This window comes from Tabrizicola sp. YIM 78059 (assembly GCF_004959785.1).
Classification (GTDB): domain Bacteria; phylum Pseudomonadota; class Alphaproteobacteria; order Rhodobacterales; family Rhodobacteraceae; genus Tabrizicola; species Tabrizicola caldifontis.
In genome coordinates, this window is record NZ_SJZH01000004.1 from 25,064 (window position 1) to 39,024 (window position 13,961).

Genomic DNA, 13,961 nt, shown 5'->3' on the forward strand with positions numbered 1-13,961 from the left:
GAACCCGTCAGGGCAGAGGTGAGGGACGGGCCTTTCCGCCCAAGGCAGCCAGGCCCGTCCCGAAAGATCACTTGTACTTGCCGGTGTAGGTCGGCTCGACGGTGACCGGCTCGACGGGGGTCGGCTCTTCCTTCTTGGCGCAAGCAGCCAGGGTTGCAACCATAGCCATGACCAGAACGATTCCGCTCTTCGACATCCTCTACTCCATCCTTTTTGCGGCCCGGACATGCCATCACCGGCAGTACGTTCCGATTTGTTGCATTCGGCCGATTTGGGCCGGCCTGCCGATACCATACCCGAACGGGTAACGGAAGAACACGACAGCCGAACCAAGTTTGCGACCTGTTGCGTTCCTACATCAGCCCCTTGGGTCGCGCCAGCCGGAAATACAAGATTTTGTTCATGCATCAGAACTGTTCCCACATGCAGGCCCCGTCCTGAAGACTGTAGGCTTCGAAGAACTGCACGACCCCAGGCGCAGCCTGGCCAAAGGGAACCTTTTCTGCGGAAAGCGATATGATGATCTGGCGCGGTGCAGGAACCATGCCCGAAGTCCGGGGCAGAGCATATTCATCGCACAGCACCTGCATGTCGTCCTGTGCCGCAGCAGCTTCCTCGGGTTTCAGGCCCGGGGCAAGGTACCGGAAGCGCGCGGTCGCCCCTTCTGGCCCGGGCACATTCGTCACGACCTCGATCAGCGACAGCGCCCGCCCCGATGGCACCGAAATCGCATCGGGTGCAGGCGCCTCGTCCTGACAGGCGGAAAGACCTGACAGGATCAGAATAGCCGGGATCAGGCGGCCTAAATCCATCATCGTCACAGCGGAATGTTGTCGTGTTTCTTCCAGGGCATCGCCGCCTTCTTGCCCCGCAGGGCCGCAAAAGCCCGCGCCACCCGGCGGCGCGTCGAATGCGGCATGATCACCTCGTCGATGAACCCCTTTTCCGCCACCACGAAGGGATTGGCGAAACGATCCTCGTAATCCTTCACCCGCGCAGCGATCTTCTCCGGCTCGCCCAGCTCGCTGCGATACAGGATCTCGACCGCCCCCTTCGCCCCCATCACCGCCACCTCGGCCGTGGGCCAGGCATAGTTGAAATCGGCCTTCAGGTGCTTCGACGCCATGACAACATAAGCCCCGCCATAGGTCTTGCGGGTCAGCACCGTGACCTTGGGCACCGTCGCCTCGCCGTAAGCGAAGAGAAGCTTCGCCCCGTGCTTGATGACGCCCCCGTATTCCTGCCCCGTCCCCGGCAGGAAACCCGGCACGTCGACGAAGGTCAGGATCGGGATTTCGAAGGCATCGCAAAAGCGCACGAACCGCGCGGCCTTGCGGCTGGCGTCGATGTCGAGACAGCCGGCCAGCACCATGGGCTGATTGGCCACCACCCCCACCGTCTGGCCCTCCAGCCGGATGAAGCCGATGATGATGTTGGCGGCAAAGTCCTTCTGGATCTCGAAGAAATCGCCCTCGTCCGCGACCTTCAGGATCAGCTCCTTCATGTCATAGGGCTGGTTCGGATTGTCCGGCACCAGAGTGTCAAGGCTGGGTTCGATCCGGGCGGGGTCGTCGAAGAAGGGCCGCACTGGCGGCTTCTGGCGGTTGTTCAGGGGCAGGAAGTCGAACAGGCGGCGAATCTCGGCCAGGGCCTCGACGTCATTCTCGAAGGCCCCGTCCGCGACCGAGGACTTGCGGGTGTGCGTCGAGGCACCACCCAGTTCCTCGGCCGTGACCACCTCGTTCGTCACCGTCTTCACCACGTCGGGACCGGTGACGAACATGTAGGAACTGTCCTTCACCATGTAGATGAAGTCGGTCATTGCAGGGGAATAGACCGCGCCGCCTGCGCAGGGGCCCATGATGAGGGAGATCTGAGGGATCACGCCCGAAGCTTCGATGTTGCGCTGGAACACTTCGCCATAGGCGGCAAGGCTGGCTACGCCTTCCTGGATGCGCGCCCCACCCGAATCGTTGATGCCGATGACCGGAGCGCCGTTCTGCATTGCCATGTCCATGATCTTGCAGATCTTCGCGCCGTGGGTTTCGCTGACCGACCCTCCCATGACCGTGAAGTCCTGACTGAAGACATAGACCTGCCGTCCGTTGATCGTGCCCCAGCCGGTCACTACGCCATCGCCCGGCGGGCGGTCTTTCTCCATCCCGAAGTCGGTGCAGCGGTGGGTGACGAACATGTCGAATTCCTCGAAGCTGCCCTCGTCGAGCAGAAGCTCGATCCTTTCGCGCGCGGTCAGCTTGCCCTTGGAATGTTGCGCCGCCACGCGGCGCTCTCCCCCGCCGGCCCGGGCAACCTCGCGACGGGCTTCCAGTTCGTTCAGGATGTCTTTCATGGCTTCCCCCCTGCCTGACGGCCACGCCAATCTAGGGGAATGGTCCGCAGGCGAGAAGCAAGAAACAGAAAATTTGCAAATTTGTTTGAATGCCTGCCGTTCAAATTGCAAATCCGCGAATATCTGGAGAGGCGCCACGCGCAGGCGTATGGAAGCCACGACAATCAAGCGAGGACATCATGCCCAGCCTTCCCGTTCCCGTCCTGACCATTGGCCTGCTGCTTGCGTCGAACATCTTCATGACCTTTGCCTGGTACGGACACCTGAAGTTCAAGTCAGCCCCGCTTCTGACCGTCATCCTGGTCAGCTGGGGGATCGCCTTTTTCGAATATCTCTTGCAGGTGCCTGCCAACCGGATCGGGCATAGCCATTTCTCGGCGGCCGAGCTGAAGACGATCCAGGAGGTCATCACGCTTTCGGTATTCGCCGTCTTTTCCGTGCTGTATCTGAAAGAGCCCCTTGCCTGGAACCATGCGCTCGGCTTTGCCTTCATTGCGGTTGGCGCCTTCTTCATCTTCCACAAATGGGGCTAGGGGCGGCCCGGCGTCTCTGGCCGCGCAGTCCGACGGTGGACAATGCCCTGCGCCGGGCGTAGCCGTTGCGCATGCAATCATCCCGCTTCCTTGATCGAACGACCCCGCCCAGGATCGTCACCCTTATCCTGCTGGCCGGATTGTCGGCATTGACCATGAACATCTTCCTGCCTTCGCTTCCGGGGATGGCGGTCTGGTTCGGGGTGCCCTACGGCGTGATGCAGCAATCGGTCGCGCTGTACCTCGCCCTGTCTGCTGCTCTGCAGGTCGTCATCGGGCCGATCTCGGACCGCTACGGGCGCCGCAAGGTGCTGATCTGGTCGCTGCTGCTGTTCCTGATGGCAACGGTCGGAACGCTGCTGGCACCCAATGCCACAGTATTCCTGATCTTCCGTATGGCGCAGGCCGTCATCGCCGCAGGCATGGTGCTGTCACGCGCCGTCGTCCGCGACATGGTGGCTGATGCGCAAGCCGCCAGCATGATCGGCTATGTCACCATGGGGATGAGCCTGGTGCCGATGATCGGCCCGGTGATCGGCGGCGTGCTGGACGACCTTTACGGCTGGCAGGCGAACTTTGCCCTGCTGCTGGTGCTGGGCGCCGGGGTGCTTTGGCTGGTCTGGGCCGATCTGGGCGAGACGGCGACCCTGCGCCTGGTGACCTTGCGCGAACAGGCGCGGACCTATCCCGCACTTTTCGCCTCGCGCAGGTTCTGGGGCTATACACTGGCGGCGGCATTTGCCTCGGGCTGCTTCTTCGCCTTTCTGGGCGGCGCGCCCTATGTGGGCGACAAGGTCTTTGGCCTGTCATCTTCCGCAGTTGGCGGGCTATTTGCCCTTACTGCCGTAGGCTATGCAGGCGGAAATTTCGTTGCGGGGCGATATTCGGTGCGAATTGGCATGAACCGGATGATCCTGATCGGCACGCTGGTGACCACCCTGGGACTTGCCCTGCTGGCAGTTCTGACGCTGGCTGGACTGTCGGGGCCGATCACCTTCTTCGGCCTCACCCTGTTCATGGGCCTGGGGAATGGTATCTGCCTGCCGAATGCCAATGCCGGAATGCTTTCGGTGCGGCCCGAACTTGCCGGCACCGCCTCGGGTCTTGGCGGGGCGATCACGATAGGCGGCGGCGCGGGACTTGCAGCGTTCGCAGGCGTGCTGCTGGGTCCGGGGGCTACGGAATTGCCGCTGGTGCTGCTGATGCTGGCCTCGTCCCTGGCCTCGGTACTTGCGATTCTGTCGGTGATGCGCCGGGCCCGGCAACTGGGCGCTTGACCATGGCGCTTTGCAAAGCGAAGCTCGGCTTTGCAAAGCTGGAGGTCCGATGCCCACCCAGAAGCTCTATGCCGGAGTCAAGCTGCGCGAGATAAGGGGCCGGCTTGGCCTGACGCAAAAGGCCTTTGCCGACAAGCTGTCGGTGTCCCTGCCCTATCTGAACCAGATGGAAAACAACCACCGACCCGTCAGCGCGGCGGTTGTCCTGGCCCTGGCACAGGAATTCGGCCTGGATGTGACCGAACTGACCGTTGGCGAGAGCGAGCGCCTGGTCACCGACATGCGCGAGGCCCTGGCGGATCCGGTCTTCACCTCTGCCAGCCCACCGCTTGCGGACCTGCGGCTTGCTGCCTCAAACGCCCCCGCCCTGGCACGAGCCTTTCTGGACCTGCATCGCGCCTATCGCCAGACGCACGAACGCCTGGCTTCGCTGGACGAGGCACTGGGGCGCGAGGATGCCGCCCTGCGCCCTTCCCCTTGGGAAGAGGTGCGCGATTTCTTTCACTATTGCGACAATTACCTTGATGCGATCGACCGCGCAGCCGAACATTTTGCAACGTCTGCAAATAACGGCAAAACAATTGAAAACCTGGCCCAAGAAGTGCTGAGACGCGCGGGAATCAGCTTGCACTATTCGAACACCGCGCCCCTTCGTCACTATGATCCGTCAGCGCGACGGCTGGACATTTCCGCCCGCGCTTCCGGCCCCTCTCGGCGCTTCCAGCTTCTGCATCAGATCGCTTTGCTGACACAGAACGATCTCTTGGAAGCCACGCTGGACCTAGCCCGATTTTCTACACCCGAGGCCCGCGACATCGCCAAGATCGGCCTTGCAAACTATTTCGCCGGCGCCGCGCTGCTTCCCTACCGCGCCTTCCTGACCACCGCGCAAGAGGTCCGGCATGATCTGGAACGTCTGGCCGACATTTTCGGTGCCTCGATCGAGCAGGTCGGCCACCGCCTTTCAACCTTGCAACGCCCCGGCGCGAAGGGAATTCCCTTCTTCTTCGTCCGCGTGGATCAGGCCGGGACGATCACCAAACGCCACTCTTCCACACGCCTGCAATTCGCACGCTTCGGCGGCGCCTGCCCGCTGTGGAATGTCCATCAGGCCTTTGAAACCCCCGGACAATTCCTGAGACAACTAGCCGAGACGCCGGACGGTGTCCGCTATCTCTGTCTGGCCCGCGACGTGTCGAAACCCGGCGGGGCCTTCCTCGCCCCGGTCCGCCGTTATGCCATCGGACTTGGCTGCGAGGTTCAGCATGCACCGCAGCTGGTCTATTCCGACGGGCTGGACCTGAAGGGACGGTTCGAACCCATCGGCATTTCCTGCCGGATCTGCGAACGCACCAACTGCCACCAGCGGTCGGTCCCGCCACTGGAAGGGCGACTGACGATCAACCCCAACGCCCGCGACATCCTGCCCTACGGGATCGGCTGAGCCTCGTCATTCGCTTTGCGCCCTCCCCGGAAACTCTGCGAGGAGGGCACCATGTCTTCCACCAGCTGCTGCTATTTCCGCAGCGCCGCAGCGATCTGGTCCTTCAGGCGCGAACGTGTCTTGCGCAGCACCTCTTCCTCGGCTTCGGTCAGAAGGTCCAGCCGGGTTTCGGCGCGATGAACCTTGTCGTTGACCGCATCGTATTCCTCCAGCAGCCGGGCAAAATGCGCATCCGAAACCTTCAGTGCGCTGATCTTTGCCGCCATCCCAGGGAATTCCTCTTGGAGGGTATGCGGGGTGTTCGACATTCCGGTCTCCTTTCGATTGTCTTTGTGCATCTAGACCCGGATCGAATACCCGGGCCTTGACCGGGATCAAGTCAGCGCTGCGATACCCGCCAGTTCGGGTTGATCCAGGGTTGCAGGTTCGAGGCCGGCAGCGGTGTCCGCCCCAGGATGTGATCGGCGGCTTTCTCGCCGGTCATGATAGAGGGACCGTTCAGGTTGCCGTTCGTGACCTGCGGGAAGATGGAGGAATCGGCAACCCGCAGTCCCTGCACCCCGATCACCCGGCATTCCGGGTCCACGACCGCCATCGGATCGCTGGCGCGCCCCATGCGGGCAGTCCCGCAAGGGTGATAAGCGCTTTCGACGTGTTCGCGCAGGTAGTCGTCCATTTCCACGTCGCTCTGGACCGTCGGACCGGGGGCGAGTTCTACCTTGACGAAGGGCTTGAAGGCCTCCTGGGCGAAGATCTCGCGCGTCAGGCGGATGCAGGCGCGAAAATCCTCCCAGTCTTCGGGGTGGGACATGTAGTTGAAACGGATGACCGGCGCATCCGCCGGATTTGCCGACCGCAAGGTGACCGAACCACGCGACTTGGACCGCATCGGCCCGACATGGGCCTGAAAGCCGTGGCCTTCGGCCACCGCCTTGCCGTCATAGCGAACGGCGATGGGCAGGAAATGATACTGGATATCGGGGTATTCCACCCCGGCGCGGGACCGGATGAAGGCACAGGCTTCGAACTGGTTCGACGCGCCAGGTCCGCCGCCAGTCAGAAGCCACTGTGCCCCGACCCACGCCTTTCCAATGAGATTCCAGTACTTATAAAGCGTTATCGGCTGCAGGGCCGAAAACTGCATGTAGATTTCAAGATGGTCCTGAAGGTTTGCACCCACGCCCTTGCGGTCGGCCACGACCTCGATTCCATGCGCGCGCAGATGCTCGGCCGGGCCGATGCCCGACAGCATCAGGAGCTTCGGCGTGTTGACCGACGAGGCCGCAAGGATGACCTCGCGCGCTGCGCGGATGACCTGCATCCGACCGCCACGCTCGATTTCCACGCCGACGGCGCGGGTGCCTTCCATCACCACCTTGCGGGCGAAGCCACGCACGATGGTCACGTTCCCGGTCTTCAGCGCGGGCTTCAGGTAGGCGTTGGCCGCAGACCAGCGGCGCCCCTTCCAGATCGTCGCCTCCATCGGGCCGAAGCCTTCCTGCTGCTGGCCGTTGTAATCGGCGGTCACCGGGTATCCAGCCTGCTCGCCCGCCTTGATGAAGGCATCGAAAAGCGGGTTCGATCGTGAGCCGCGCGTCACATGCAGCGGGCCGTCCGTGCCCCGGAACTCGGGCCCGGAACCGCCGTGCGAATGTTCCATCCGCTTGAAATACGGAAGGACATCAGCATAGGACCAGCCGTCCGCCCCCATCTCGGCCCATGTGTCGAAGTCGCGCGCATGGCCACGCACATAGACCATCCCGTTGATGGACGAGGATCCACCCAGCACCTTTCCGCGCGGCGTCGCAAGAACGCGTCCCCCGAGATGCGGCTCGGGTTCCGTGGTGAAGCCCCAGTCGTAGATGCCCATGTTCATCGGGTAGGACAGCGCGCCGGGCATCTGGATGAAAGGTCCGGCATCAGAACCGCCGTATTCGATCACGGTGACCTTGCGGCCAGCCTCGGCCAGACGGTAGGCCATGGCGCAGCCTGCCGAGCCGGCACCGACGATCACATATTCTGCCGTCATTCCCCACCACCCTGCTCGAGTTCTGCCTCCAGATGACGCAGCGCCATGGCCACGGCCGCCGCACCGTCAGGGGGACCGGATTTAAGAACCTCACGCAGATAGAGGCCGTCGATCATGGCCCCCAGCGATTCGGCGATTTCGAGGGCCCGTCGCCCCGCAAGGGGGCGCAGCGCCGCGACAAGATTCGACCGCAGCCGCCGCTGATAGATCGCCAGAAGCCGCTTTGCCTGTGGCACGGATTGCGCCAGAACCCAGAAGTTCAGCCAGGCGCTGACCGCCTCGCGCCGGAAATTGCCCGGGCTGAAGCTGGCAACCAGGATCGCCCTGATGCGCCCTTCCGGCCCCTCTGCCGCGGCCAGCGCCCCCCGCACCTCGGCCCCGTAAAGCGTCAGAATGTGACGCATGGCGGCGAGGAACATCTCCTCCTTCGACCCGAAGTAGTGATGCGCCAGCGCAGGCGACATTCCGGCCCGCTTCGCGATCTGACCGACCGTCACATCCAGCGAACCCACCCTGCCGATCTCGACAATGGTGGCTTTTACCAGGGCTTCCTTGCGGATAGGCTCCATCCCAAGCTTCGGCATCGGCGCGGCCTCACAAAGTGCTTGCCAAACCGTATCAGCACGAAGTTTATTGACTCGTCAATCAACAAAAACGCCACAGGGAGTAGCCATGCCCATCCGTTCCACCCTTCTGACCACAGCGGTCACTTTTGCCATGGCCGGCAGCGCCTTTGCCGCAAGCTGCGACCGGATCGTCTTCTCCGATGTCGGCTGGACGGACATCACCGCCACAACTGCCGCCACGACCGTCGTGCTGGAAGCCCTGGGTTATGAGACCGAGACCAAGGTCCTGTCCCTGCCCGTCACATTCACCGGACTGGCCGAGGGGGATATCGACGTCTTCCTTGGCAACTGGATGCCCACGATGGAGGCCGACATCGCCCCCTACCGCGAAGCCGGAACGGTAGAGACAGTGCGCACCAACCTTGAGGGCGCAAAGTACACGCTGGCAACCAACGCCGCAGGTGCGGCTTTGGGAATCAAGGACTTCGCCGACATCGCCACCCACCGGGATGCGCTGGACGGAAAAATTTACGGGATCGAGCCCGGAAATGACGGCAACCGCCTGATTCTCGACATGATCGCGGCCGATGCCTTCGGGCTGTCCGGCTTCGAGGTGGTGGAAAGCTCGGAACAGGGGATGCTGGCCCAGGTCGCCCGTGCCGATCAGCGTGGCGAACCCATAGTCTTCCTGGGTTGGGAACCGCATCCGATGAACTCCAGCTTCCAGCTGACCTATCTTTCCGGCGGCGATGACTGGTTCGGACCCGATTTCGGTGGTGCGATCGTGGCGACCAATACCCGCAAGGGCTATGTCCAGGAATGCCCGAACACGGGAAAGTTCCTGCAAAATCTTGTGTTCTCGCTTCAGATGGAAAACGAGATCATGGGGGCCATCCTGAATGACGGGGCCGATCCCCAAGAGGCGGCAAAGGCCTGGCTTGCGGCCAATCCCGCAACCTGGGAGCCGTGGCTGGAAGGTGTCACGACCAGGGATGGCGGCGATGCCAAGGCGGCCGTCGCTGCGGCGCTGAACTGAGTGCAATCAATCACGGCCCGCGGCAGTGGCTGGTATGCTGCCGCGGCCTCGTTTCCTAGCTAGCGAAAGGGACTCTGCGTGCTGGACTTGCTGACCAGTTACAAGATTCCGGTGGGGCGAACGGCGCAGACGATCTTTGACTGGCTGAAGGTCAACGCCGCGCCGATCTTCGACGCCATCGCTTCGGCGCTTGAGGCGATGGTGCGGTCCTTCCTGTGGCTTCTGCAGACGCCGCACCCGCTGGTTGTCATCGCGATCTTTGTCGGGCTGACGTGGATCCTGCAGCGGTCGTGGAAGACCAGTCTGCTGGTTCTTCTGGGTTTTCTTTTCATCCTCAACCAGGGCTACTGGAAACCCACGACGGAAAGCCTGACGCTGGTCCTCGCCTCCTGTGTCGTCTGCATGGGGATCGGCGTGCCCATCGGCATCGCCGCTGCTCACCGGCCGCGACTTTACCGCGCAATGGTGCCGGTACTCGACCTCATGCAGACGCTACCGACCTTTGTCTACCTGATCCCGGCGATCGTCTTCTTCGGCCTCGGCATGGTACCTGGCCTGATCGCCACGGTGATCTTCGTCCTGCCCGCGCCGATCAGGCTGACCCAGCTGGGCATCGCCTCGACCCCCACGGCACTGCTTGAGGCCGCGACCGCCTTTGGCGCCACGCCACGTCAGCGCCTTTGGAAAGTCGAACTGCCTTCTGCGATGCCGCAGATCATGGTGGGGCTGAATCAGACAATCATGCTGTCTCTGTCGATGGTGGTCATTGCCGCACTTGTGGGGGCCGATGGCCTTGGCAAGCCGGTCATGCAGGCGCTAAGCCGCGTGAACACCGCGCTTGGGTTCGAGAGCGGCTTCATCATCGTCGTGGTGGCCATCATCCTTGACCGCATGCTGCGCGTGGGGGCGAAGAAATGACTGTGACCGGCGATCCCAACGCCACCTCCAGGCTTGCCGTGCGATTCGAGAACGTCTCGATCGTCTTCGGCGACCACCCCGACCGGGCCCTGCCGCTGATGGACCAAGGGCAAAGCCGGGGCGAGATCCAGCAGGCCACTGGACAGGTGCTGGGAGTGCACAATTGCTCGCTCGATGTGGCAGAGGGCGAGATTCTGGTGCTGATGGGCCTTTCAGGCAGCGGAAAATCCACCCTGCTGCGCGCAGTGAATGGCCTGAACCCCGTCTGTCGTGGCGCAGTCCATGTCTGTGATGGCAATGTGCTGGTCGATGTCACCCACGCCGACCCGGCAACCCTTCGGCGCATCCGTCTGCATCGCGTCGCAATGGTCTTTCAGCAGTTCGGCCTTCTGCCATGGCGTACGGTACGCGAGAACGTGGGGCTCGGGCTGGAGCTTGGCGGCATGTCCGCGGCCGAACGGCGCAGCCGGGTGGATGCGCAACTGGCGCTGGTGAACCTGACGCAATGGGCCGACCGGAAGGTGGGCGAGCTGTCGGGTGGCATGCAGCAGCGCGTTGGCCTGGCCCGTGCCTTTGCAACCGAGGCACCGATCCTTCTGATGGACGAGCCGTTCTCGGCACTGGACCCGCTGATTCGCGCGAAGTTGCAGGACGAGCTGCTGGAGCTGCAACGGACCCTGAAGCGCACGATCATCTTCGTCAGCCACGACCTGGACGAGGCCTTCAAGCTGGGCAACCGCATCGCGCTGATGGAAGGTGGCCGGATCGTGCAATGCGGCACCGCGCGCGAGATCATTGCCAACCCGATCAGCGACTATGTCGCCGATTTCGTGGCCCACATGAACCCGCTGGGCGTGCTGACGGCGCGCGACGTGATGGCACCGGGTAACGCATCGGGCCCCGAGGTGGCACCCGAGACCCCGGTCAAGACCGTGATGGAGGCGCTGAAGGCAGGTGCAGAGGCGCTGGTCGTAGCCGAGCACGGGCGCAGGCTTGGCGTGATCCGGGCCACCGACGTGCTGGGCCGCCTGCTCGACCCGCGCCACGGCTGACGCTCATCACCAGGGCCGGTTCCAAGGCGAGGCGCTGTTCAGCCGCCGCGGAACAACTGCGGACAGACGTGAAGCTTCACCTGCGTGGCGGCCGATCATTGACACGAGAGATTGCCGGGCAGGCTAAGTCTGGGCGCCCTTTCCGGCAGACGCCTTCTTAACCGGCGCCTTCCTGCCTGCCGACTTTGCAGTCGATTTCTTCGTGGCAGCCTTCTTCCCTTTGCCGTTCTTGCCAGCCTTTTCGGCGACCAGAGCAAGCGCCTCTTCCAGTGTCACGGCCTCGGGCTCAATGCCTTTCGGCAAAGTGACATTGATCTTGCCCCATTTCACATAGGGGCCGTAGCGGCCTGGCATGACCTGCACCTCGCCGCCATCCGGATGCTCGCCCAGCACCTTCAGCGGCGCCGTCGCGACCGACGGCCCGCGGCCACGGCTGGCCTTCTGCGCCAGAACCTCGACTGCACGATTCATGCCGATCGTGAACACTTCTTCCACGTCCGCGATGTTGGCATAGACCGATCCGTGCTTCACATAAGGCCCGAACCGACCGATCCCGGCCTCGACCGGCAGACCATCGTCGGGGTGCTTGCCCACCTCACGCGGCAGGGACAGAAGGGCCAGCGCCCGCTCGAGCGTCATGCTGTCAGGAGACCATCCCTTCGGCAGGCTGGCGCGGTCCGGCTTGGGATTGGCCTCACTGGCATCGCCGCGCTGAACATAGGGGCCGAAGCGGCCCGCACGCAGGCTGATCTCGTTGCCCTGGTCATCCTTTCCAAGGATTCGGCCATCCGAGGCGACGCTTTCCGAATCCCCCGCAAGCGGCCGAGTATAACGGCATTCGGGGTAATTGCCGCATCCGATGAAGGCCCCGCCCGAGCGCGCCGTCTTCAGATGCAGGCGTCCCGTGCCACAGGACGGACAGGCGCGCGGATCGCCGCCATCGGCGCGCGGCGGATAGAGGTGCGGGGCGAGGAACTCGTCAATCTTCTCCAGAACCTCGCCGATCCGCAGGTCGGCCGTCTCGGCCACCGCTGCCGAGAAGTCGCGCCAGAAACGCGCCAGGACATCCTTGTAGTCGCGCGCCCCGGCTGACACATCGTCAAGTTCCTCTTCCAGGTCAGCGGTGAAATCATATTCCACGTAGCGGCGGAAGAAATTCGTCAGGAAGGCCGTCACCAGACGCCCCTTGTCTTCCGGGATCAGCCTGTTCTTTTCCTTGCGGACATATTCACGGTCAACGATCGTGGTCAGGATCGAGGCATAGGTGGAAGGGCGACCGATCCCCAGCTCTTCCATCCGCTTGACCAGTGTCGCCTCGGTATAGCGCGGGGGGGGCTGCGTGAAATGCTGTTCGGGTGTGATCGCACCCTTGTCCAGCGCCTCGCCCTGCATCACCTGCGGCAGGCGGCCTTCGTCCTCATCCTCGCCCTCCTGCCGGTCGTCGCGGCCCTGGTCATAAACCTTGAGGTAACCGTCGAAAAGCACCACCTGACCAGTCGCGCGGAACACCACCTCGCCATCGGGGCTGGTGATGTCCACCGCCGTCCGCTCCAGCCGGGCCGCTGCCATCTGGCTGGCTATGGTGCGTTTCCAGATCAGTTCGTAAAGCTTGCGCTGGTCCTCCTCGACGCGGATCTTCTCGGGATCTAGCGCCATGTCGGTGGGCCGGATGCATTCATGCGCTTCCTGGGCGTTCTTGGCCTTGTTCTTGTACATGCGCGGACTTTCGGGGACGTAGGCCGCCCCAAATCGTCGCCCGATCTCCTCGCGCGCGGCCATCACCGCCTCGGGCGCCATGTCGATGCCGTCAGTGCGCATGTAGGTGATGTAGCCCGCTTCATACAGGCGCTGTGCCGCATTCATGCACTGTTTCGCCCCCATGCCGTACTTGCGGCTGGCCTCCTGCTGGAGGGTCGAGGTCATAAACGGCGGCCAGGGATTGCGCGTCGCAGGCCTGGATTCGACCGCAGACACCGAGAATGTTCGAGAAGTGCAAGCCTGAACGGCAAGTTCAGCCGCTGTCGCCGTAGGAATGTCGAATTTCTGCAATTTCTTGCCGCCAAGCGCGACCAACCCGGCCTCGAACTCCTGCCCGCGAGGGGTGCGGAAGACGGCCTTGATGGTCCAGTATTCCTGCGCCTTGAAGGCCTCGATCTCCATCTCGCGCTCGACGATCAGGCGCAGGCAGACCGATTGCACCCGGCCTGCCGACCGGGCCCCCGGCAGCTTGCGCCAGAGGACCGGCGACAGGGTGAAGCCTACAAGGTAATCCAGCGCCCGGCGGGCGAGGTAGGCATCTACCAGCGCTTGGTCGACATCGCGCGGTTCCTTCATCGCCCGGCTGACGGCATCCCGGGTTATGGCATTGAAGGTGACCCGTGCGACCTTCTTTCCCTTTTTCAGGCTTGAGGCCAGCGCCTCCTTGAGGTGCCAGCTGATGGCCTCTCCCTCGCGATCAGGGTCGGTGGCCAGGATCAGCGTGTCGTCGGATTTCAACGCCTCGGCAATGGCGCGCACATGTTTCTTCGACTCGGGGGCGACCTCCCACTGCATCGCGAATCCATGCTCGGGATCGACCGAACCATCCTTGGCCGGCAGGTCCCGGACATGGCCGTAGGAGGCAAGAACCGTGAAGTCCGGGCCGAGATACTTGTTGATTGTCTTGGCCTTGGCTGGGGATTCAACGACGACGACTGGCATGTGTTCCCGATACTCCAAGGGCCCGGCGAATGGCGCGGCACCATGTGGGACAAGAG

13 protein-coding genes are annotated in these 13,961 nt (G+C 63.1%); 6 read left to right on the forward strand and 7 right to left on the reverse strand.

Annotated features, from left to right (window positions below; all coding sequences use genetic code 11):
• Positions 1 to 67: 67 nt before the first annotated feature.
• The 3 genes from EZM81_RS18655 to EZM81_RS06895 all read right to left on the reverse strand — a co-directional run bounded on the left by EZM81_RS18655 (position 68) and on the right by EZM81_RS06895 (position 2,350).
• Positions 68 to 196, reverse strand: a complete 129-nt coding sequence (locus EZM81_RS18655; protein WP_256371610.1) for a hypothetical protein — start codon at positions 194 to 196, stop codon at positions 68 to 70.
• Between the two features lie 211 nt (positions 197 to 407).
• Positions 408 to 815, reverse strand: a complete 408-nt coding sequence (locus tag EZM81_RS06890) for a DUF6497 family protein (protein ID WP_248298149.1) — start codon at positions 813 to 815, stop codon at positions 408 to 410.
• Between the two features lie 2 nt (positions 816 to 817).
• Positions 818 to 2,350: an acyl-CoA carboxylase subunit beta gene (locus tag EZM81_RS06895; RefSeq protein WP_136645239.1), complete on the reverse strand. Its 1,533-nt coding sequence runs from the start codon at positions 2,348 to 2,350 to the stop codon at positions 818 to 820.
• Positions 2,351 to 2,529: 179 nt separating this feature from the next.
• Here EZM81_RS06895 and EZM81_RS06900 point away from each other — a divergent pair, with 179 nt between their 5' ends.
• The 3 genes from EZM81_RS06900 (at position 2,530) to EZM81_RS06910 (ending at position 5,604) form a co-directional block, all read left to right on the forward strand.
• On the forward strand, positions 2,530 to 2,883 hold the full coding sequence (locus EZM81_RS06900; protein ID WP_135450933.1) for a DMT family protein: 354 nt from the start codon (positions 2,530 to 2,532) through the stop codon (positions 2,881 to 2,883).
• A gap of 71 nt (positions 2,884 to 2,954) precedes the next feature.
• The gene (locus EZM81_RS06905) at positions 2,955 to 4,160 is read left to right on the forward strand and encodes a multidrug effflux MFS transporter (protein WP_136645240.1); all 1,206 of its coding nucleotides are present in this window, start codon (positions 2,955 to 2,957) and stop codon (positions 4,158 to 4,160) included.
• 49 nt (positions 4,161 to 4,209) lie between these two features.
• On the forward strand, positions 4,210 to 5,604 hold the full coding sequence (locus EZM81_RS06910; protein ID WP_135450935.1) for a short-chain fatty acyl-CoA regulator family protein: 1,395 nt from the start codon (positions 4,210 to 4,212) through the stop codon (positions 5,602 to 5,604).
• A 71-nt stretch (positions 5,605 to 5,675) separates the two neighbouring features.
• Here EZM81_RS06910 and EZM81_RS06915 read toward each other — a convergent pair whose 3' ends face one another.
• From EZM81_RS06915 to betI, 3 genes are all read right to left on the reverse strand, one after another.
• The gene (locus EZM81_RS06915) at positions 5,676 to 5,912 is read right to left on the reverse strand and encodes a YdcH family protein (protein ID WP_135450936.1); all 237 of its coding nucleotides are present in this window, start codon (positions 5,910 to 5,912) and stop codon (positions 5,676 to 5,678) included.
• A gap of 71 nt (positions 5,913 to 5,983) precedes the next feature.
• Positions 5,984 to 7,633 carry a choline dehydrogenase gene (gene betA / locus EZM81_RS06920; RefSeq protein ID WP_136645241.1) on the reverse strand — a complete coding sequence of 550 codons (1,650 nt, stop codon included), beginning with the start codon at positions 7,631 to 7,633 and terminating at the stop codon, positions 5,984 to 5,986.
• Positions 7,630 to 8,217 (reverse strand): transcriptional regulator BetI, encoded by a 588-nt coding sequence (betI, locus tag EZM81_RS06925; RefSeq protein WP_136645242.1) that lies wholly within the window; start codon positions 8,215 to 8,217, stop codon positions 7,630 to 7,632. Before betI ends, betA begins: the two co-directional genes overlap by 4 nt.
• Before the next feature lie 88 nt (positions 8,218 to 8,305).
• On the opposite strand from betI, the gene choX reads away from it, so the two are divergent.
• The 3 genes from choX (at position 8,306) to choV (ending at position 11,205) form a co-directional block, all read left to right on the forward strand.
• A complete protein-coding gene (gene choX, locus EZM81_RS06930) occupies positions 8,306 to 9,235 on the forward strand; it encodes a choline ABC transporter substrate-binding protein (protein WP_135450939.1) in 930 nt (309 codons plus the stop codon).
• A gap of 81 nt (positions 9,236 to 9,316) precedes the next feature.
• Complete coding sequence (choW, locus tag EZM81_RS06935; protein WP_135450959.1) at positions 9,317 to 10,153, forward strand: choline ABC transporter permease subunit; 837 nt, start codon at positions 9,317 to 9,319, stop codon at positions 10,151 to 10,153.
• Positions 10,150 to 11,205: a choline ABC transporter ATP-binding protein gene (choV, locus tag EZM81_RS06940; RefSeq protein ID WP_135450940.1), complete on the forward strand. Its 1,056-nt coding sequence runs from the start codon at positions 10,150 to 10,152 to the stop codon at positions 11,203 to 11,205. Before choW ends, choV begins: the two co-directional genes overlap by 4 nt.
• A gap of 123 nt (positions 11,206 to 11,328) precedes the next feature.
• Here choV and topA read toward each other — a convergent pair whose 3' ends face one another.
• Positions 11,329 to 13,905 carry a type I DNA topoisomerase gene (gene topA / locus EZM81_RS06945; RefSeq protein WP_136645368.1) on the reverse strand — a complete coding sequence of 859 codons (2,577 nt, stop codon included), beginning with the start codon at positions 13,903 to 13,905 and terminating at the stop codon, positions 11,329 to 11,331.
• Positions 13,906 to 13,961: the final 56 nt, after the last annotated feature.